The 20622-nt window shown below is 73.5% G+C and carries 17 protein-coding genes; 7 read left to right on the top strand and 10 right to left on the bottom strand.

The window, feature by feature from the left end; all coding sequences use genetic code 11:
* Positions 1–102: 102 nt before the first annotated feature.
* Positions 103–1890, bottom strand: a complete 1788-nt coding sequence (gene gcl / locus IE326_RS01780; RefSeq protein WP_190040629.1) for a glyoxylate carboligase — start codon at positions 1888–1890, stop codon at positions 103–105.
* A 789-nt stretch (positions 1891–2679) separates the two neighbouring features.
* Here gcl and IE326_RS01785 point away from each other — a divergent pair.
* The 3 genes from IE326_RS01785 to IE326_RS01795 all read left to right on the top strand — a co-directional run bounded on the left by IE326_RS01785 (position 2680) and on the right by IE326_RS01795 (position 4907).
* Positions 2680–3435 (top strand): hypothetical protein, encoded by a 756-nt coding sequence (locus IE326_RS01785; protein ID WP_190040630.1) that lies wholly within the window; start codon positions 2680–2682, stop codon positions 3433–3435.
* A 94-nt stretch (positions 3436–3529) separates the two neighbouring features.
* A complete protein-coding gene (locus tag IE326_RS01790) occupies positions 3530–4348 on the top strand; it encodes a TIGR04222 domain-containing membrane protein (RefSeq protein WP_190040631.1) in 819 nt (272 codons plus the stop codon).
* 22 nt (positions 4349–4370) lie between these two features.
* Positions 4371–4907, top strand: coding sequence for a GNAT family N-acetyltransferase (locus tag IE326_RS01795; protein WP_190040632.1), 537 nt, complete (start codon positions 4371–4373; stop codon positions 4905–4907).
* Between the two features lie 102 nt (positions 4908–5009).
* On the opposite strand, the gene IE326_RS01800 is transcribed toward IE326_RS01795, so the two are convergent.
* A complete protein-coding gene (locus tag IE326_RS01800; RefSeq protein WP_190040633.1) occupies positions 5010–6605 on the bottom strand; it encodes an AMP-binding protein in 1596 nt (531 codons plus the stop codon).
* A complete protein-coding gene (locus IE326_RS01805) occupies positions 6602–8284 on the bottom strand; it encodes an AMP-binding protein (protein ID WP_190040634.1) in 1683 nt (560 codons plus the stop codon). Before IE326_RS01805 ends, IE326_RS01800 begins: the two co-directional genes overlap by 4 nt.
* 116 nt (positions 8285–8400) lie before the next feature.
* Here IE326_RS01805 and IE326_RS01810 point away from each other — a divergent pair, with 116 nt between their 5' ends.
* Positions 8401–9237, top strand: a complete 837-nt coding sequence (locus IE326_RS01810) for a helix-turn-helix transcriptional regulator (RefSeq protein ID WP_190040635.1) — start codon at positions 8401–8403, stop codon at positions 9235–9237.
* An 87-nt stretch (positions 9238–9324) separates the two neighbouring features.
* Here the strand turns inward: IE326_RS01810 and IE326_RS01815 are convergent, their stop codons facing one another.
* Positions 9325–10425 (bottom strand): winged helix DNA-binding domain-containing protein, encoded by a 1101-nt coding sequence (locus tag IE326_RS01815; RefSeq protein WP_190040636.1) that lies wholly within the window; start codon positions 10423–10425, stop codon positions 9325–9327.
* 224 nt (positions 10426–10649) lie between these two features.
* Here IE326_RS01815 and IE326_RS01820 point away from each other — a divergent pair, with 224 nt between their 5' ends.
* Complete coding sequence (locus tag IE326_RS01820; RefSeq protein ID WP_190040637.1) at positions 10650–11762, top strand: magnesium and cobalt transport protein CorA; 1113 nt, start codon at positions 10650–10652, stop codon at positions 11760–11762.
* A gap of 73 nt (positions 11763–11835) precedes the next feature.
* Here the strand turns inward: IE326_RS01820 and IE326_RS01825 are convergent, their stop codons facing one another.
* Positions 11836–12774 carry a MerR family transcriptional regulator gene (locus IE326_RS01825; protein WP_190040638.1) on the bottom strand — a complete coding sequence of 313 codons (939 nt, stop codon included), beginning with the start codon at positions 12772–12774 and terminating at the stop codon, positions 11836–11838.
* Positions 12775–12978: 204 nt separating this feature from the next.
* On the opposite strand from IE326_RS01825, the gene IE326_RS01830 reads away from it, so the two are divergent.
* Both IE326_RS01830 and IE326_RS01835 read left to right on the top strand, forming a co-directional pair.
* Positions 12979–13875, top strand: a complete 897-nt coding sequence (locus tag IE326_RS01830; RefSeq protein WP_229915165.1) for a DUF8832 domain-containing protein — start codon at positions 12979–12981, stop codon at positions 13873–13875.
* A gap of 167 nt (positions 13876–14042) precedes the next feature.
* Positions 14043–15305, top strand: a complete 1263-nt coding sequence (locus IE326_RS01835; protein ID WP_190040639.1) for an MFS transporter — start codon at positions 14043–14045, stop codon at positions 15303–15305.
* A gap of 38 nt (positions 15306–15343) precedes the next feature.
* On the opposite strand, the gene IE326_RS01840 is transcribed toward IE326_RS01835, so the two are convergent.
* The 5 genes from IE326_RS01840 to IE326_RS01860 form a co-directional block, all read right to left on the bottom strand.
* Positions 15344–15811 (bottom strand): Pycsar system effector family protein, encoded by a 468-nt coding sequence (locus IE326_RS01840; protein WP_268982894.1) that lies wholly within the window; start codon positions 15809–15811, stop codon positions 15344–15346.
* Positions 15812–15882: 71 nt separating this feature from the next.
* Positions 15883–16806 (bottom strand): hypothetical protein, encoded by a 924-nt coding sequence (locus tag IE326_RS01845; protein ID WP_190040640.1) that lies wholly within the window; start codon positions 16804–16806, stop codon positions 15883–15885.
* Entirely contained in the window at positions 16803–18740 is a 1938-nt protein-coding gene (locus IE326_RS01850) for a hypothetical protein (protein ID WP_229915166.1), read from the bottom strand. The genes IE326_RS01845 and IE326_RS01850 overlap by 4 nt, the downstream gene beginning before the upstream one ends.
* A 128-nt stretch (positions 18741–18868) precedes the next feature.
* Positions 18869–19756 (bottom strand): hypothetical protein, encoded by an 888-nt coding sequence (locus IE326_RS01855; RefSeq protein WP_190042128.1) that lies wholly within the window; start codon positions 19754–19756, stop codon positions 18869–18871.
* A 141-nt stretch (positions 19757–19897) separates the two neighbouring features.
* On the bottom strand, positions 19898–20539 hold the full coding sequence (locus IE326_RS01860) for a Crp/Fnr family transcriptional regulator (RefSeq protein WP_190040642.1): 642 nt from the start codon (positions 20537–20539) through the stop codon (positions 19898–19900).
* Between the last annotated feature and the right edge of the window lie 83 nt (positions 20540–20622).

A 20622-nucleotide genomic window follows, 5' to 3' on the forward strand; every position in this document is an offset into this window, starting at 1 on the left:
CTGGGGGCTCCACGCTAACGCGACGCACCCGCCCGCGCCCGTCACGTGGACGACGGGTGCGGGCGGGCGCGGGTGCGGGACGGGCCCGGGAGGGCCCGGCGGTCAGACCGCGAGCGGCTTGATCGCGGTGGGCGCGTGGCCCGGCTCGGTGGCCAGGTCCTCGAACTCGGTGACGTCGCTCATGTCGACGGTCTTGCTCATCGCGATGTTGGTGATGCGCTCCAGGATCGCCTCGACGACGACCGGGACCTGGAACTCGACGGCCATCTTCTTGGCCTGCTCCAGGGCCTCGCCCAGCTTCGCCGGGTCCTCGACGCGGATCGCCTTGACGCCGAGGCCCTCGGCGACCTTGACGTGGTCGACGCCGTAGACGCCGATCTCCGGGGTGTTGATGTTCTCGAACTCCAGGTTGACCTCGAAGTTGATGCCGAGGCCGCCCTGCGCCTGACGGATCAGACCGAGGTAGGCGTTGTTCACGAGGACGTGGACGTAGGGGACCTTGTGCTGGGCGGCGACCGCCAGCTCCTCGATCATGAACTGGAAGTCGTAGTCGCCGGAGAGCGCGACGACCGGGGTCTCCGGGTCGGCGGTGGCGGCGCCGATGGCGGCCGGGATGGTCCAGCCGAGCGGGCCGGCCTGGCCGCAGTTGATCCAGTGGCGCGGCTTGTAGACGTGCAGGAACTGCGCGGCGGCGATCTGGGAGAGGCCGATGGTGGTGACGTACCGGGTCTCCGGGCCGAAGGCCTTGTTCATCTCCTCGTAGACGCGCTGCGGCTTGATCGGCACGTTGTCGAAGTGCGTGCGGCGCTGGAGGGTGGCCTTGCGCTCCTGCGCGGAGGCGGCCCAGGCGGTGAAGTCGGGGAGCCTGCCCTCGGCCTTCCACTCCCCGGCGATGGCGACGAAGAGCTCCAGGGCGGCCTTGGCGTCGGAGGCGACGCCGTAGTCCGGGGCGAAGATCTTGCCGAGCTGGGTGGGCTCGATGTCGACGTGGACGAACTTCCGGCCGGCCGTGTAGGCGTCGAGGTTGTAGCCGGTGTGGCGGTTGGCCCAGCGGTTGCCGATGCCGATGACGACGTCGGACTCCAGGAAGGTCGCGTTGCCGTAGCGGTGCGCGGTCTGGACGCCGACCATGCCGGCGGCGAGCTCGTGGTCGTCCGGGATGGTGCCCCAGCCCATGAGGGTGGAGATGACCGGGATGTTCGTCAGCTCGGCGAACTCGACGAGGAGGTCGGTGGCGTCGGCGTTGATGATGCCGCCGCCGGCGACGATCAGCGGGCGCTCGGCCTCCAGGAGGAAGCTCAGCGCCTTCTCGGCCTGGGCGCGGGTGGCCGCCGGCTTGTAGACCGGCAGCGGCTCGTACGTCTCCGGGTCGAACTCGATCTCGGTGAGCTGGACGTCGATCGGCAGGTCGATGAGGACCGGGCCGGGACGGCCGGAGCGCATCAGGTGGAAGGCCTGCTGGAAGACGCCGGGGACCTGCGCGGCCTCCAGGACGGTGGTGGCCTTCTTGGTGACGGGCGCGGCGATCGAGGCGATGTCGACGGCCTGGAAGTCCTCCTTGTGGAGCTTCGAGACCGGGGCCTGGCCGGTGATGCAGAGGATCGGGATCGAGTCGGCGATCGCCGAGTACAGGCCGGTGATCATGTCGGTGCCGGCGGGGCCGGAGGTGCCGATGCAGACACCGATGTTGCCGGCCTTGGCGCGGGTGTAGCCCTCGGCCATGTGGGAGGCGCCCTCGACGTGGCGGGCCAGCGTGTGGCTGATGCCGCCGACGTTCTTGAGCTCGCGGTAGAAGGGGTTGATCGCCGCGCCGGGGACGCCGAACGCGTTGGTGACGCCTTCGCGCTTGAGGATCTCAACGGCCGCTGCGGCGGCGGTCATACGAGGCATGGGAGTGCTCCTGCTTCGGCCGGTCGGTCGCAGGTTCCGGGCGGGCCGCCCGTCCCTGTTTCCGTAATGCGGAAGAACTGTTCTGCTATACGGAAGCAATGTAGGTCGGGGTCGGGAAGCCGTCAAGGGACCGCCCGGCAGACGGGCACCGGAAGGCCCTCCGTGATGGCCGAAGTCGCACCCCCGGACGGCCGGATTGGTGGACTATGGGCGAGCGAGAAGAGGGGGTTCGGCGTGGGTGAGTCGCCAGGCGACGCGGTGACGGTGCACTGCCCGGAGTGCCGGCGGACGCATCCGTACACGGCACCCGTCTTCCCCTGCGCCTGCGGCAGCCCGGTCGCCGCCCCGCTCCTCCCGGACGCCCCCGCCCGGCCGGTCCGGCACCGCAACTGGCTGGACGAATGGGTCACCGTCCGCTGCGGAGCCTGCGGCCGCGAGGACGACTGGCCGCAGCCGGAACTGGGCTGCGCCTGCGGGACGGTCCTGCGGGTCGCGGTGGCGCCGGTGAGGCCGGTGCCACCGGGAGAGCCGGGGGTGTCGGGAGTGCCGGTGCCGCCGGCGGGCCCGCTTCCCGAGGGGGAGCACGAGGGGGAACGCGAGGGGTACGCGGCTGCTGCGGGCGATCCGGGGGCGCCGGGGCCTGCGGGGACTGCGGGGGTGCCGGAGAGGCCCGGGGTGCCGGAGAGGCCCGGCGGTCCGGCGGCCCCTGGCGGTCCAGGTGCTTGGGGTGCTCCGGTGCCTTCCGGGGCTCCGGACGTTCCGGCGGCTTCCGGCGGTCCGGACGTTCCGGTGGATCCCGACGCCACCGGGGCTCCCGGAGCCCCTTTCGACCCCTCCGCCCCTGGCGGTCCCTTCGGCCTCCCCGGCCCCGGGAACCCGCCCCACTCCCCCGGCACCACCGACTGCGACCCCCCGGACCCCCTCGGTCCTTCCGGGCTCTCCGGCCTCCCCCACCCCCTCGGCCCCTCCGAGCCCTCCGACTCCTCCGATCCCTTCAGGCCACTCGATCCCTTCGATCCCTTCGGGCCCGACCAGCTCGCCGACCCCGCCGAGCTCTTCCTCCTCCCGGAGGACGAGGGGCCCGTCGCGCCGAGGTCGTTCGCGGAGCGGTATCCCGCGCACGTGCCGCCGCTGCCGGCGGTGCCCCGGCCCCCGGCGGAGCGGGGGGTGTTCCGGCCGGTGACGATCCGGACGGCGCGGGACGCGGTCGCGGCAGCGGCCTCGTACCTGGACTGGCTCGGCTTCCGGGAGATCGTGCAGCCGGAGGACCGCCACTCCGCCGGGGTCGACCTGCGCGGGCCCGGGCTGGTCGCCCAGGTCGACCCGAGCACCCGCCCGGCCGGGCTGCGCGCCGTCGAGTGCCTGTGGCTGAACGGCCTCAGCGCCTCCGCCGTGAGCATCTTCTTCTCGCTGGCCGGGTACACGCCCGAGGCCCGGTCCCGCGCCGCCGAGATAGCGCTGCCGCTCTTCGTCCTCGACCTCACCGGCACCCCGCAGCCCGTGAACAACGCGGCCGACGAGCTCACGTCGGGCGGCGCCGTCTGACCCGTACCGCGCTCCCCGAGGGAACGGATCCGGCCATCCACGCGTGACGATCACGCTCTCCCGGGCACAAACACCGTGGGGAGGGGTGGACGGCATGGGGACGGGGACGTGGTGGTGGGCGGGGGCGGCCGGGACGGCCTGGGCCGAACTGCTGGTCGCGGCGGTACTGCTGCTGCGCCCGCGCGGCCGGACAGGGGGTACGGGCTCCGCCGACGCGATGCCCGGCGTGGCGCGGGGCGCGACACCGGGCGTACCACCCGACGCTCCGCCCGGCCCGGCGGCGCTGGCCCTGCTGCGGGGCGGGCGGCGGGCGGCGGTGACGGTCGCGCTGGTGGCGCTGCACCAGCGCGGGGCGGTCGCGGCCGGACGCCGGCGGACGATCCGCGCCAACGGCGGTCCGGGCCGGACCCGCGACCCCGTCCAGCTCGGCGTCCACCGTTCACTGCGCAACGCCCTGCCGCTGCGGGCGCTCGCCCTGCGGCCCGAGGCGCGGCAGGCGGTCGACGGGCTGCGGGCCGAGCTGGGACGGGCGGGGCTGCTGCGGCCCCCGGGGCGCCGGCGCGCGGCCCTGCTGCTGGCGGCGGCCGCACCGGCGACGCTCGCGGCCGGGCTGCTCGCCGGGGCCGCCGCCGGGGACGGGCCCGGCGCCTGGGCCGTCCTCGCGGCGGGGCCGCCGGTCCTGCTCGCCGCGCTCGGGCTGCTGCGGCTGCCGCCCGCGACCCGGGCCGCCCGGCGGCTGCTGGCCGAGCTGCGGGAGCGGCACCCGCTGCCCGCGCACCGGCGGGAGGTGACGGACGGCCACCTGGTCCAGCTGTACGTGGCCCTGTACGGCGATCCCGCGCTCGCCCTCTTCCTGCCGCGCTTCTCCCGTGACGGGGGGCTCCTGGACCGCCCGGACCAGGACGGTCCCTGACCCCGGCGGGCCATACTGTCGTATGCGCATCCGAGCGGCCGCACCGGCCGAACTCCCGCTGCTCCAGTCCATCGAACGCGCCGCGGGCGAGCCCTTCCGCACCCTCGGCATGACGGCGATCGCCGACGACGAGCCGCTGCCGCTGGACGTCCTGGAGGGCTACCGCGCGGCCGGCCGGGCGTGGGTGGCGGTCGACGGGGCCGACCGCCCCCTCGCCTACCTGCTGGCGGACACGGTCGACGGCGCCGCCCACATCGAACAGGTCTCCGTCCACCCGGACGCGGCGCGCCGCGGCGTCGGCCGGGCCCTCATCGAGCACCTGGCCGACGCCGCCCGCGAGGAGGGCCTGACGGCCCTCACCCTCACGACCTTCGCGGAAGTCCCGTGGAACGCCCCGTACTACGCCCGCCTCGGCTTCCGTCCGCTCGCCGAGGCCGACCCGGCACTGACGGCCGGCCTGCGGGCCATCAGCCGGGCCGAGGCCGCCCACGGCCTGGCGGCCTGGCCCCGCGTCTGCATGCGCCGGGAACTGGCCGGGTCCCCGGAGGCCGCCGCCTGAGGACGACGCCCCCGGCGGCGGGGCCTCCGCCCTGCCGGACCCGGGCAGCGCCCCGGCCGCCCCCCTCGGACCAGACTCCCGGGGGGCGGCCGGACGGGCGGCCTAGACCCCGTACCGCTCCCGCAGTTCGACCTTCCGGACCTTGCCGCTGACCGTCATGGGGAACTCGGCGAGGAGTTCGACGCGGCGCGGGACCTTGTAGTGGGCGAGGCGGCCCTCGCAGAAGGCGGCGACCTCCTCGGGGGTCGGCGGGTCGGCCGGGTCCCGGGGGATGACGCAGGCCAGGATCTCCTCGCCGTAGCGCTCGTCGGGGATCCCGACGACCTGCACGTCGGCGATCTTGGGGTGGCCGTACAGGAACTCCTCGATCTCGCGCGGGTACACGTTCTCCCCGCCACGGATGATCATGTCCTTGATGCGGCCGACGATCTGGACGTAGCCGTCCTCGCGCATCACGGCGAGGTCGCCGGTGTGCATCCAGCGGCCCGCGTCGACGACCTCGGCGGTCTTCTCCGGTTCGCCCCAGTAGCCGAGCATCACGCCGTAGCCCCGGGTGCACAGTTCGCCGGCCGTCCCGCGCGGGACGGTGAGGCCGGTGGCCGGGTCGACGACCTTCACCTCGACGTGCGGCAGGACCCGGCCGACGGTGCCGGTGCGGCGTTCCAGGTCGTCGTCGCGGCGGGTCTGGGTGGAGACCGGGGAGGTCTCCGTCATGCCGTAACAGATGGACACCTCCGTCATGTTCATCTCGGCGACCACCCGCTTCATCACCTCCACCGGACACGGCGAGCCCGCCATGATGCCGGTGCGGAGCGTGGACAGGTCGTACGCGGCGAAGTCGGGGAGGTTCAACTCCGCGATGAACATGGTCGGTACGCCGTAGAGGGAGGTGCAGCGCTCCTCCTGGACGGCGCGGAGGGTCGCGGCCGGGTCGAAGGACGGGGCCGGGATCACGATGCAGGCGCCGTGCGAGGTGGCCGCCAGGTTCGCCATCACCATGCCGAAGCAGTGGTAGAAGGGCACCGGCACGCAGATCCGGTCCGCCTCCGTGTAGGCGATCATCTCGCCGACGAAGTAGCCGTTGTTGAGGATGTTGTGGTGGGAGAGCGTGGCGCCCTTGGGGAAGCCGGTCGTGCCCGAGGTGTACTGGATGTTGACCGGCTCGTCGGCGGAGAGGGGCTCGGGGACGAGCCCGCCGGACGGACGGGCCGCGAACTCCTCCCAGCTCGGGTCGCCGAAGTACACCGCCTCCCGCAGCTCAGGGCACTCGCCGCGCGCCTCCTCGACCATCGCCCGGTAGTCGCTGGTCTTGTGCGCGAGCGAGGCGAAGAGCATCGAGATGCCCGACTGGCGCAGCACGTAGGCGAGTTCGTGGGTGCGGTAGGCCGGGTTGATGGTGACCATGACGGCGCCGACGCGGGCGGTGGCGTACTGGACGAGGACCCATTCGGCGCGGTTCACCGCCCAGATGCCGACCCGGTCGCCCTTGCGGACGCCGCTGCCGAGCAGCGCCCCGGCGATCCGGTCGACCTCGGCGCCGAACTCGGCGTAGGTCCAGCGGCGTCCGTCGGCCAGGTCGACCAGCGCCTCCCGGTCGGGCCAGGCGGCGACGGCCCGGTCGAGGTCGGCGCCGATGGTGTCGCCGAGCAGCGGGGTGTCCGACACCCCGTGCGCGTACGAGAGTTCCGTGCCGGTCATGCCAGGTCTCCCTCGGTGAACTCGGGCCCCGTGGCGGACCCTTCGGCGGTGAGGCGGCGCAGCTCGACCCGCCGGATCTTGCCGGAGACGGTCTTCGGCAGCTCGGCGAACTCGATGCGGCGGACCCGCTTGTACGGGGCGAGCACGGCCCGCGAGTGGGCGAAGAGGGCCCGCGCGGTCTCCGCGTCCGGCTCGAAGCCCTCGGCGAGGACGACGTACGCCTTCGGGACGGCGAGCCGCAGCGGGTCGGGCGCGGGGACGACGGCCGCCTCGGCGACGGCCTCGTGCTCCAGGAGCGCGCTCTCCAGCTCGAACGGGCTGATCTTGTAGTCGGACGCCTTGAAGACGTCGTCGGCGCGGCCCACGTAGTGGATGTAGCCGTCCTCGTCGCGGGTGCCGATGTCGCCGGTGCGGTAGTAGCCGCCGGCCATCGCCTCGGCCGTCTTGTCCGGGTCGCCGTGGTAGCCGGTCATCAGGCCCACCGGGTGGGTGGACAGGTCGAGGCAGATCTCGCCCTCCTCGGCGTCCGGGCGGCCGGTGACCGGGTCGACGAGGGTGACCGCGTAGCCGGGGCTCGGGCGGCCCATGGAGCCCTCCTTGAGCGGCTGGCCGGGGCTGTTGGAGACCTGGACGGCGGTCTCCGTCTGCCCGAAGCCGTCGCGGATGGTGACGCCCCAGGCGCGCCGGACCGCCTCGATGACCTCGGGGTTCAGCGGTTCGCCCGCGGCGACGACCTCGCGCGGCGGGGTGGCGAGGCGGCTCAGGTCGGACTGGATGAGCATCCGCCACACGGTCGGCGGGGCGCAGAAGGAGGTGACGCCGTGCCGGTCCATCTCGGCCATCAGCCGGCCCGCGTCGAAGCGCGTGTAGTTGTGGATGAAGACGGTCGCCCCGGCGTTCCAGGGGGCGAAGAGGTTGGACCAGGCGTGCTTGGCCCAGCCCGGCGAGGAGATGTTGAGGTGGACGTCGCCGGGCTTCAGGCCGATCCAGTACATCGTCGCCAGGTGGCCCACCGGGTAGGAGGTGTGGGTGTGCTCGACGAGCTTGGGGCGGGCGGTGGTGCCGGAGGTGAAGTACAGCATCAGGGTGTCGTGGGCGAGGGTGGCGCCGTCGGGCTCGAAGACCTCGGACTCGCGGGCGGAGTGCTCGTACCCCAGCCAGTTCACCCCGTCGCCGCCGATCGAGATGCGGGTGTAGTCGCCGGGCACCTCCGCGAACTTCCCGGTGTCCTCGGAGCGGACCAGGACGTGCCGGGCCCGGCCGCGCTCGATCCGGTCGCGCAGGTCGGCGGGGCCGAGGAGCGGGGTGGCGGGGATGACGACGGCGCGCAGCTTCATCGCGGCGAGCATCGTCTCCCACAGCTCGACCTGGTTGCCGAGCATCACGACGATCCGGTCCCCGGCGCGGACGCCCTGGGCGCGCAGCCAGTTCGCGACCCGGTTCGAACGGGCGGACATCTCCGCGAAGCTCGCCCGCGTCTCGGAGCCGTCCTCCTCGACGATGTGCAGGGCGGTGCGGTCGTTGCCCTCGGCGATGACGTCGAACCACTCCAGCGCCCAGTTGAACCGCTCGGGACGGGGCCAGACGAAGCCCTCGTACGCCGTCGCGTAGTCCTCGCGGTGCCGGAGCAGGAAGTCCCTGGCCGTCCGGAACTCCTCGGTGGCGCTGGTGGCCATCATGTGTCCTCCTCGTTGCGGGACCGGTCCCGCCCATCGTGTAATCGGTGACCCGGGTCTCACCACCCCCGTTCGGGGGTGATGGCGGGGCTTCCGGGGCGAACGAAGGAGATTCCCCCGTGTCCGAGCGGATCGAAGCGGTGGAGCTGCGGGCCGCGCTGGTGCGGCTGCGGCGCGGCAGCGGGCTGCCCGTGGTCTTCGGCGGTCTGGTCCAGGACGGCGGCCGGCCGCTGCGGATCGCCGAGCTCCACGGGGCGGTCACCCCCGCGCTCCAGGGCCTCGTCATCTCCCCCGGCAACGGCCTGGGCGGAAAGTGCCTGTCGCTGGGCCGGCCGTGCGCGGTCACCGACTACCCGGTGGCCCGGCACATCACCCACGAGTACGACCTGCCGGTGTCGGCGGAGGGCCTGCGCTCGGTGATCGCGGTGCCGGTGGTCGTCCGGCGGCAGGTGCGCGGGGTGCTGTACGGGGCGCTGCGGGACGCGCTCCCCCTCGGCGAACGCGTCTTCGACGCGGCGGTGGCGGCGGCTCGGGACGTGGAGCAGGCGCTGGTGGTGCGGGACGAGGTGAGCCGCCTCGTGGAGCCGCCGGACGGCCCCGGCGCCGACCGCCCCGGCCCGTCGTGGGAGGAGGTGCGGTACGCCTACGGGGAGCTGCGCGCCCTCGCCCCGCAGGTGCTCGACCCGGAGCTGCGGGCCCGGCTCCTCGCCGTCTGCGGCCGCCTGGAGACGGCCGCGGGCAACCCGGCGCCCGCCGCCGGGGTGGCGCTCACCCCGCGCGAGACGGACGTCCTCGCGGCGGTCGCGTCCGGCGCGACGAACGCGGCGGCGGCCCAGCGGCTCGGGCTGCGCCCGGAGACGGTGAAGGGCTACCTGCGCTCGGCCATGCGGAAACTGGGCGCCCACACCCGCCTGGAGGCGGTGGTGGCGGCCCGGCGGGCGGGGGTGCTGCTGTAGGGACAGGCGGCCGTACGGCGGCGGGTTCCGCCCGTACCCGTACGGCGGCGGGTTCCACCCGTACCCGTACGGCGACGGGGTCCCGCGCTACTCGCGGAAGACGAGGTCGTACGCGTCGCCCTCGGATGCGGTGAGGCGGAGCGTCCGCTCGGCCTCGTCCGTGAGGGCGGCGCGGTCGGCGCGCGTGAGCGGGGCGAAGGGCTCCACGGTGAGGAGGGTGCGCCCCTTGGTCTCCTCCAGGTGCCAGAGCCCGGCGAGCGTCCCGTCGAGGAGGAAGACGCGGTGGGCCTGGTTGACGGTCCAGGTGCGGCCCTTGTACGCGGCGGGGACGATCCGGGTGCGGTCGGCGTGCGAGAGCAGCAGGTTGTCGAACTCGGGCAGGAAGCGCGGCGGGGCGGGGACGTCCTCGTCGGGACGGGGCGCGTCGGGCAGGTCGAAGAGTTCGGTCCCCGACTCGTCCCGGAAGGAGAGCAGCCGGGGCCGCAGCCGCTCGAAGACGGGACGCAGGCGGGTGAGCCTGCACCAGGTCTGCGCGTCCTGGACGGAGGCGGGACCGAAGGCGGCGAGGTAGCGCAGGACGGTCTCCTCGATCCCGGCCGCCTCGGCGTCGGGCTCCCCGAGCCACACCCGGCTGGTGGTGAGCGCGACGCGGCCGCTGCGCCGCCACAGTCCGCGCGGGGTGACCTGGACCAGCAGCAGCAGACAGCGGGCGGCGACGGTGAGGGCGAGCGGGTCGGCGTCGGGCCACTCCCGCAGCAGCCGGTCCCGCAGCTCCTTCGGCGTGCGGGGCCGTTCCTCGACGTACGCGGTGGCGAGGGCGGCCAGCCGGTCGCGGTCGACGCCGACGAGCCCCTTGCGGAAGATGCTCAGCTCCCGCTCGACGGCCCCCGCCTGGACGAGCCGGCGCAGCCCGACGGCGTCGCGGGCGGTGTGGGTGTGCACGGTCGACCGCAGGGAGACGGTCCGGACGACGGCGCGGGACTCCATCAGCGCGGAGAGCTCCTCGGGCCGGAAGCCGTCGAGGCGGGCGGCGAGGGCGTAGTACGGCGGCTTGGTGTTCTGCCCCTGGAGCCCGACCAGGTGGCGGACGGCCTCTTCGGCTCCGAGCGGCGAACGCCGGAGGAGGAGCTGACGGGCGAGGGTGGCACGGCCCAGGGCGCGGCGCGAGACCGGGGGGAGGGAATCCATGCGGGAACGCTACGAGCCATAGAGGACAGAACCTGTCCGCGATGACCGGAACCCCTTCACGTCTTCAAGGTTTTCCTCCCATATATCCTGATCATCCCCTTGCCGGGATCCGGAAGGAACGGGCCGGACCCTGGGCCGGGTCCGGAGAAACCAGCCGGATCCCACCCCCGGGGGTCCGGCAGGAACGGGCCGGATCCCCCAGAGCAGCCGACGGAGGTACGCCCGTGTCCGACCGCCGCCCCCGCGCGGCCCGGCGCCGCAGCCCGGAGCCGCCGCCCGCCGCCGCCTCCCCGGGGCCCGCCGCCGGGCCCGAGAGCCCGAGCGTGGTCCAGGCGACCCTGTACCGCGACGGCCGGAGGGTCGCGTCACCGGCGACGCTGGCGGAGACGTACCGGCAGCTGCGCGAACACCCGGACGGCATGGCCTGGATCGGCCTGCACCGCCCGACAGAGCAGGAACTCCACTCCCTGGCAGCCGAGTTCGACCTCCACGAACTCGCCGTCGAGGACGCCCTGGAGGCCCACCAGCGCCCCAAGCTGGAACGGTACGGCGACACCCTCTTCGTCGTGCTGCGCGCGGCCCGCTACCTGGACGCCCAGGAGGAGGTCGACTTCGGCGAACTCCACGTCTTCGTGGGCCCCGACTTCCTCATCACCGTCCGCCACGGCGCCGCCCCCGACCTCTCGGCCGTCCGCCACCGCATGGAGGAGAACCCCGCCCTCCTCTCCCTGGGCCCCGAGGCCGTCCTCTACGCCATCCTGGACGCGGTCGTCGACGGCTACGCCCCGGTCGTCGCCGGCGTCCAGAACGACGTCGACGAGATCGAGACCGAGGTCTTCGGCGGCGACCCCGCCGTCTCCCGCCGCATCTACGAACTCTCCCGCGAAATGGTCGAGTTCCAGCGCGCCACCCGCCCCCTCGTCGGCATGCTCCACGCCCTCATGGCCGGCTTCGCCAAATACGGCACCGACGAGGAACTCCAGCGCTACCTCCGCGACGTCGCCGACCACGTCACCCACACCAGCGAACGCGTCGACGGCTTCCGCCAGGCCCTCACCGAGATCCTCACCGTCAACGCCACCCTCGTCACCCAGCAACAGAACGCGGAGATGCGGGCGTTGGCCGAGGCGGGCTTCGAACAGAACGAGGAGATCAAGAAGATCTCCTCGTGGGCCGCCATCCTGTTCGCCCCCACGCTGGTGGGAACGATCTACGGCATGAACTTCGACCACATGCCGGAGCTGCACTGGGCGGGCGGGTACCCGTTCGCGGTGGTGCTGATGGCGGTGGTCTGCACGAGCCTGTACGTGGTGTTCAAGAAGAAGGACTGGCTGTAGCCGCCCACCCCGAAACCTTGATCCGCTCACGGTGAGCGGATCTCCGCGCCCTCCTCCGGGGGGTTCCGGGCCCCTACCGCCGCGTCCGGACGCGCAGGGCTTCGGTGGACCAGTCGAGCACTCGCGCCAGGCTCTCCGGAGCGGGCCAGCCGTTGATGACCGCGAGCAGCCGGAAGTACCGGTCCCTGCGCGGGTCGTTCACGCTCTCCAGCCGGAGCAGCAGCCGGCGGCGGAGCTCGGCGTCGTCAGGACGTCCGCAGATGTGCGCGTAACGATCCGCGAACGCGGCGACGATCGGATCGGCCTGGGGGGAGGCCGGGTCGACGCCCGCCGCCAGGGCCGGGGCGGCCAGGTCGCGGACGACCGCGGCGAAGTCGCGGCGCGGGCCCGTGGTGTCGCCCTCCGCCCGTTCGGCCGCCAGGTCCTCGGCCATGCGTCGCATGCCGGCGCGGAAGTCCGGGTCCAGGGCCAGTTCGGCCCACTCCACCCACGCTCGGGCCTGCTCCGCCTCGGGAGCGTCCGGCAGTTCGGGAGTCATCGTGCGCCTGACCCCAGCGAACGCGGGGTCGGCGCCGAGGCCGCCGAAGACGGTGTCGAGGAAATCGCCGATGAGGTCCCGGCGTTCGTCCTCGGAAAGCTGGGCGAGCTGGTGCATGAGTTCGGTCTCCTCGGGAGTGAGTCCACGCTCGGCCACGACCGTCAGCACCGCGTGGCGCAGACGCAGGATGCGGATCTGCGCCGCGAGCGCCTCGGCATGCGCCGCGGCGACCTCGGGGAGCGAGAGCTCCCGGTCGACGATCCTGCGGATCGTGGGGAGGTCCAGCCCCAGCGTCCGCAGGGTCCGCACGAGGTCCAGGCGCGCGGCGGCACCGGTGTCGTACAAGCGGTAGCCGGCCGGGCTGCGGTCCGTCGGCGTCACGATTCCGCGGTCGGAGTAGAACCGGATGGTCTTGACCGTGAGACCGGTCCGCCGAGCCAGCTCGCCGATCGGGTAAAGCGTGTCGCCGTCCATGCCCCCACCTTGCCGTCTCCCCCTACAGGAGACTCAAGCCCCCTCGCCCCCCCGGCGATCGCCCCCCCCGCCCCCGCAGTCCGGAGGTGCGGGGCGCGCGGAGTTTCCTCCCCTTCTCGGAATACCCCCAGGGGGTATATGGTTGTGATCATCGTCCAGCGCGGACGAGACACCGCAGCGACTTTCATCCTGGGGAGACACGCCATGCAGAACCACACCGGTCACGGCAGCCACGACAACCACACCATCCACGCCGACCACGACGCGCATGGCGCCCACGCCGGTCACGGTGGCCACACCGGTCACGGTGGCGGGCGGCCCGGTGGGCTGTCGGTCTCCGAGGGCGGGTACACGCTCGAGGTCGACTCCCCGGTCCTCGCCGCGGGGGCGCGGCAGCACGTCGGGTTCCGGGTGACCGGGCCGGACGGGCGGCCGGTGACGGACTTCGTCGCCGAGCACGAGAAGGAGCTGCACTTCATCGCCGTACGGCGGGACACGGCCGGGTTCCAGCACGTGCACCCGGTGCGGGACGAGAAGGGCGACTGGAGCACCGAGCTGGACCTGGAGCCCGGGGACTGGCGGTTCTTCACCGACATCCACCCGGCCGGTCACGACGGGACCCTGACGCTGGGGATCGACGTCGCGGTCGCCGGACCGTACGCCCCCCGGCCGCTCCCCGAGGCCGCCCGCACCGCGCGGATCGGCGAGTACGGCGTCACCCTCGACGGCGTCCTGGTGCCCGGCGAGGCGAGCGAGCTGACCCTCACCGTCAGCCGGAACGACCGGCCCGTCACCGACCTGGAGCCCTACCTGGCCGCCTACGGGCACCTCGTGGCCCTGCGCGTCGGCGACCTGGGCTATCTCCACGTCCACCCGGAGGGCCACCCCGGCGACGGCGTCACCGCGCCCGGGCCCGGCATCAGCTTCATGGCGGTCGCGCCCACGGCCGGCACCTACCGCCTCTACCTGGACTTCCAGCACGACGGCGTCGTCCGCACCGCCGAGTTCACGGTGCGCACCGCCGAGGCGGCGCCCGCCCCCGCGCCCGCGCACGGCGACCACCACCAGGGGCACGGCCACGGGCACCACGGCCACCACTGATCCGTCCGGAAGAGAGCACGGGACACGAGACACGAGCACACGGGAAACACGAGGAGCGTCATGAGCTGTCCGGTCCGGTCCGCACCCGAATCCCCCGCCTGTACGGGCGGGGCGCGGCCCCCGCCACGGGGCCGCGCCCCGCCGCATGGACACGGAAGGAAACCGCCATGCGACTGTTCGGCATCCGCGACTACCGCCGGCTGTTCGGCGCCCAGGTCATCGCCCTGTTCGGGACCGGGCTGACCACGGTGGCCCTCGGCCTCCTCGCCTACGACCTCGCCGGTCCGCGCGCCGGCGCGGTGCTCGGTACGGCCCTGACCGTCAAGATGGTCATGTACGTGGCCATCGCGCCCCTGGCCGCCGCGTACATCGACCGGCTCCCCCGCAGGACCTTCCTCTTCCTCCTCGACGCGGTCCGCGGCGCGGTGGTCCTGGCCCTGCCCCTGGTCAGCGAGGTCTGGCACGTCTATCTGCTGATCGGTCTGCTCCAGGCCGCCTCCGCGGCCTTCACCCCGACGTTCCAGGCCGTCATCCCCGACATCGTCACCGACGAGGCCGACTACACGCGCGCCCTGTCCGCCTCCCAGGTCGCCTCCACCATGGAGAGCCTGCTCAGCCCGGTGCTCGCGGCGGTCGCCCTGACGTTCCTGAGCTTCGACCGGCTGTTCCTGGGCACCTCCGCCGGATTCCTCGTCTCCGCCGCGCTCGTCCTGTCGACCCGCATCCCCGACGCCCGCCCCGGCGGCCGGACCGGGGCGTGGGAGAAGACGGCGGCCGGGATCAGGACGTTCTTCGGGACGCCCCGGCTGCGCGGCGTCATGGCGCTCAACCTCGTGGTGGCGGCAGCCGGTTCGATCGTCGTCGTCAACACCGTGAACCACGTCCGGGACGTGCTCGGCGGCACGCGGTCGGACGTCGCCTGGATGCTCGCCGCCTCCGGCACCGGCACCCTCCTGACCGCCCTCGTCCTGCCCCGCGTCCTCGACCGGGCCGCCGCCCGCACCGTCATGACGACCGGCGCCGGGGTCCTCGCCGGCGGCACGGTCGCCGCCGCCGCGCTCGCCGCGACCGGTCTCCTCACCTGGACCGCCACGGCCCTCGTCTGGAGCGCGATCGGCGTCGGGACCGCCCTGGTCATCACCCCGACCGGCAAGGTCCTGCGCGCCTCCGTCGCCCGGAACGCGATCCCCCAGGCGTTCGCCGCCCAGTTCGCCCTGTCGCACCTGGCCTGGCTGGTCACCTACCCCGTCGCCGGCCGGCTCGGCACCACCGCCGGCTTCCCCCTCACCTGGTCCGTCCTCGCCGCCCTCGCCCTGACGGGAACGGCCGCCGCCCTCCTCCTGTGGCCGCGCCACGACGGCCGGCCGACCCCGACCGCCCTCACCGCCCCCGCCCGCACGGACCGTTCCGCCCTGACCGAGGCGGCGTGAAGGACGGTCCGGCCGGCAGCCCTCCCTCGCGCGGCGGGTCAGCGTCCGAGTGCCACGGCCGGGAAGGCCGCCGTGACCGCCGGGAGCAGCATGACGACGGCGTACCGCACGCAGCGGTTCTTGGCCCGGGCGATCCTGCTGGTCTCCCTGAGCGCGCGGAGCAGCCGGGGCCGGGGGTCGGAGCCGTCCCTCCCCAGCCCGGCCGCCAGATCGGCGCGCTTCTCCGCACGCACCACGTCCTCGTAGTACGCGAGGAGGTCCTGTCTCCCCCCCGCCCTCGCCCCGTGACGCGGGGTGAGGGCGAGGAGCAGAAGCCCCAGCGCCCCGGTCGTGGCGGCGGCGGCCGCCCACCACAAGGGGAGGGCCCACGAGTCGCCCAGGGGGCGCCGTAAGAGAAGAAGCCCGAAGAGCGTTCCCCCGGTGGCCAGGAGAACGGCCGCCTTGCCGTCGGCCCGGCCGATCTCCAGGTGGTTCTGCGCGATGAGTTCCCGCGACAGAGCGGCCACGTGGTCCTCGTCCGGGACAGGACGGCCGGAGCCGTTCCTCCAACGGGCCGGGCGGGGCGGGAGGACTCCCCTCACGGCGTCCCCCTGTGGAAGCCGTTCATGCCGCCGCGGGGTGCGTCCGCTTCGCCGATCCTGCGCAGGACCTCATCGCCCTGGGGCACGCCGACTTCGCTGAGCAGGCGGGCCAGGTTCACCCCGACGAAGCCCCGGTCCCTTTTCGACAGGCCCTGGAGGGTCGCGGCCAGCGTCCGCTCCCACCCGTCCCGGTCGGTGAGCAGTTCGTCGTGCGCAACCGTCCAGTCGAGCACTTCCCTGGCCTGGTCGGGATGGTGGAGGAGCCAGAGCGCCGCCAGACCGACCGGCCCGCCGGTAATCACCTCGCGGTAGAAGCGGTACGCCTCTTGGTGGGCCTCGCCGAAGCCCGGCGGGAGGAGGAGTTCGGCCGGGTGGCTCGGAGCCGGCAGGAGGCCGGCCGGGGGGTCCAGGAACCAGTAGGCCAGGCCCGCCCCGCCGATGTTCCGCGGGTGTCCGGGGGGCTCGACCTGAGCGGTCCCGTACAGAGTCGGCGGCTGCCGAAGGGGATCCGGCCCCTCCGGCAGTCCGGCGGTTCCGCGGATGTCCTGGACGATCAGCCGGCCGGCGGTGGCCTCGGTGAGGCCGCTGCGCGCCGCGGCCACCGGGTTGCTGACGTTCCAGGCGACTTCGTAGCGTGCTCGCGCGGGCGTCGGCGTCGCGGAGCCCCGGCGCGGCACCTCCACCACGATCCGGCGTTCCGTCAGCGAGACCCACCCCATCGAGTCGAACTCCCGCCGGAACACCGCCCCGATCGACGGCCGTGGGTATCCCCAGATGTCTCTGCCGCGGGGCAGTTCGACGCGGTCCTCCCCCTGGCCCGAGAGGAGGACGAGCGCGCGGTCCTCGGACGGCGCGAATCGCTGCCGCAGCAGTTGCCGGACCGGTGAGGGCCCTGCCGGTACGAACAGTGGCTTGCTCATGAGGCGTTCTCCCTTCGCGAGGCGTTCGCGTGGTCCCGGTGGCGTTCCAGCAGGAAGCGGACGACTCCCCGGCGGCGGCCGGCGGTGCGGGCGAGTTCGCTCAGCAGGTGGTCGAAGGCCACCCTGTGGAACAGGTCGGGGTCGGCTTCGATCCGGCCCAGTGCCCCGGCCACCGCTTCGTACGTGGCCGGGTCGTCGAGCCCCGGCACGACGAGGGCGAAGCCCTGTGCCGGGTGGCCCTCCAGAATCCGGGCCAGGCTCGTCCGGACCGCGCCCGGCGTGCCCCGCTGGGGGAACGTCGAGAGCGACAGGGCGTGGATCACGTGCACCGCCAGCGTGTGCCGGGGTGTTCCCCGGCCGGCTTCCAGCCATCTCGTCACCGCCTCCAGGACCTCGGCGTGGTTCCCCGCCTCGGTGAGGAGGGCGCCCAGCGCGAAGGAGACGGCGGAACGCAGTTTCACGTCCAGTTCCGGGGAGGGACCGTCGAGGACGCCGTCCAGGAGCCTGAGGGCCGCGGCCGGACGGGCGAGACCGTAGCTGCCCCCGCAGGTCTCGGCCACGGTGCAGCGAAGCTCGGCCGACGACCGGCTCCACCGGCGCATCTGCTCCTTGACCGCCCCGGAGACCAGGGGGTGCTGGACGAGTTCGCCCAGCGCCACGGCGACCAGTCGGCGGCGCCAGCGGTCTCCCGAGGAGGCGAAGCGGTGCAGCTGGTTCAGTGCGCCGGGGCCGGTGGCGTGCGCGAGCACGCGCCCGATCGCCTCCCCCGCAGCCAGATCGAGGCCCGGCTGGTGGCCCAGCTGCTCCAGCGCTCCCCACAGTGCTTCTGGCATGCCCTCGAAGTCCAGCCACAGATGACGCAGGAGCGTCGCCGAGCGGTGCCTGCCGGAGAAGACGACCGGCTGCACGGGACAGCGGTACCGGTCGGAGGAAGAGCTGCGAGGGGCCAGCGACCGGGCGCCGATGGCTTCGAGCCGGTCCTCGAAGGAAGGACCGAGGACGTCCGGCGGCCCGTCCTCCGGGTGCCCGCTCCGACCCGCCCCGGCGGCACGCTCACCGAGCAGGGGACGCAACGCGGCGGTGAACTGCTCGATCACCGTGCGGTCCTGTCCCGGGAGCAGGGCGATGGCCGCCATCAGAGAGACCTCGTCGGCGCTGTGCCGGGACCGGGCGAGTGCGGACCGGGCCGCCGCCTCCGTACCGGTGAGGAGGTCCTCCAGCACCGATTCGGCGGGGGCCGAGGTCTCCGCGGACTGCAGCAGCCCGTCCGAGAGGTCCACGGCGTCGCCGGGCAGCGGATGCGTCGAGAGGTACTCGCCGAACGCGGGTGAGTCCAAGTCCTTGAGGAAGAAGGCGAGTCGTTCGCTTCCGAGCCTCCCCTCCGCGACCATGAGCCGCAGTCGCCTCTCCGCGACGTCGCGCGGTCCGGGTGCGACGTGCGCCGCTTCCCACCGGCCGCTGCCGGACGGCAGCCGGGCGTCCTGCGCCATGGTGACGACCAGGTGCGCCCCGGCGCCTCGCAGGGCTTCGGCCAGACCGGCCAGCCGTACGCCGTCGAGCGAGCGGGCGGAGGCCGCCGGCAGCCCCTGGAGGAGGTAGCCGCGGCCGGCCTTCGGCCGCCACGCCGACAGGTCCTCCATCGCGTCCAGGCCCGTGACGCCACCCTCACCGTGCCTTTCGGCGAGAAGGGCGAACGCCGCCGTTCCGGCACCCGTCCCGGCCCTCGCCCTGAGCAGCACGATCCGGCCGTCCAGCACCTTCCGGCAGTGCGCGTACGACGGGGGCTCGACGAATCCGTACAGCCGGTCGCGCACCTCGTCCGGCGGGTAAGGCCCCTCGCGCAGGCGCGGTTTGAGGATGCGCTCGGTGGCTTCGTCGTCCCAGTCCCACGCGGTGATGTTCAGGTACGTGAAGTCGCCGCCCACGTTTCCCATCAACGCCACTCCGCCGTCGACCTGTTGGCGGGATCCGGGGAGGGGAGCGCCCGGACCAGCAGGCGGGACGGGCCGACCGGCGGCGGGCCCGCCGGTGACCGGGTCCGCGGCCGGACCGGGTCCCGCGTTCACCGGTGGCCCCCGTCGCCGATCCGCTTGTCACCGGAGACGTTGTCTCCGCCGCCCCAGTGCTGGTTGGTTCCGCGATACGTGGTCGCGGGCGCAGTGTAGGTGAAGTCCCCGCCGACGTCGCCCATCATCGCGACGCCCTCCCCGACCTGCTGGGAGTTTCCTCCGTACCCCCTGCCGCCCCTCTCGCCAGGCTCCGCGGCGGACGCCTCCGGGATCGTGCCCACGGCTTCCTCGCGCGGCCGGATGCCCGCCCGCACGAGGTTCCCCGAAGGCGAGGGGACGTAGAGCCAGGCCCGCTGCGAGAAGTTCTTTCCCTCGACGGTGGCCGGCACTTCGACGCACCGGTCGGGGTGGAGTCCCGTGTAGGCAGCCCGTACGACGTCCTCGTAGACCCGCTCCGAAATGATCGCGGCGAGGTGGGTCACCTCCTCGCTCGCCGCGGCGAGGATCGCCTTGACCGGGCGGGAGTCCAGGAGCCGGTGCAGGTCGTTGCGGGCCGTGCCGTTGCCGTCCCCGGGCTCGCCCTCGTCGGGAAGCGGGCCGACGTGGACGCTGGCCCGGAGCCTGATCCGGGGACCGACGGCCTGCCGGTTGTACGACCCGAGCACGTCGTCAAGAACGCCCAGGAAGGGCCAGAGCACGAAGGGCAGGTGGACCGGGTCGAACCCGAAGACCACCCCGTCCCCCGTGTTGGCGGGAAAGCGCTTGGCGTCGCGCAACCGGTGCAGGTCCGCCCGCTCCAGGGCCTGGTCCACCAGCTGGGGGATCAGCCGGCTGACCGGGCCGTGCTGGGCGGCGGGCAGACCCGTGAAGTCCTTCGCGTCCACGGCGAACAGAGCACGGTACGGCGGGAGCGGCCGGCTTTCGGCGTACGGGCGGGGCATGGGTGCAGACACGCGGATTCTCCTCACGAACGGTCCGTCGAGCAGCCTGGATCCGGCTGCTTCGAGGTTCCCTCCGTGCCTCTCCGTCGAGTGCACAGCGCTGGGCACATGGGGCGTGACCCAGATCACGAACCGCCGCCCTCAGTCGGCCGCCGCCCAGCGCCGCAGGGCTTCCACGTCCCGGATGACGATCACCCGCCGCGCCGTTTCGACCAGCCCGACGGCCCGTAGCTGTCCCAGGCCGCCGATGACCGCGTTGCGGGTGACGCCGATCGCCTGCGCGACCTCCTCCTGGCTCAGTCCCGTCAGCCGGACGGCGTCGCCCCCAGCCGTCTGGCCGGTGAGCGCGGCCAGTCTCAGCAGCGTACGCGCCAGCCTCACGAGCAAGGGCAGCGTCTGCAGTTCGCCTCGGTGGAGGTCTGACTCCCGCATCCTGGCGAGTGCTTGGCGCATCAGATGGATGACCAGTCCGCGCTCCTCGACGAACCGTACGAAGCGCTTGGCGTCCAGGACGACCGCGGCACAGGGCGTCAGCGCGACGACGTCCGCCGTGCGTGCGGTTCCGTGGAAGACCGACACCTCGCCGAGGAGGTCCCCCGGCCCCCGGAACGCGAGCCAGGTCTTCGCGCCGTTGGACTCGCGGCACACCACTTTGGCCAGACCTGAGGTGAGCGCCAGGAGGTGCGTCCCGGGGGAACCCTGCCGCAGCATCACGCTGCGCGCCGGAAACATCCTGGTCACGCCTTGGCTGCGCAGGTCGCGCCAGACTTCGTCGGACAGCACGCGTCGCCTTCCCGTCACGCCCCCACCGGTGAACCTCGGCCTCCCGAGTTGTACGCCGACGCGACGAACGGCATCGGCGATCA

It is taken from the genome of Streptomyces filamentosus (genome assembly GCF_014654895.1).
GTDB classification, from domain to species: Bacteria; Actinomycetota; Actinomycetes; order Streptomycetales; family Streptomycetaceae; genus Streptomyces; species Streptomyces filamentosus.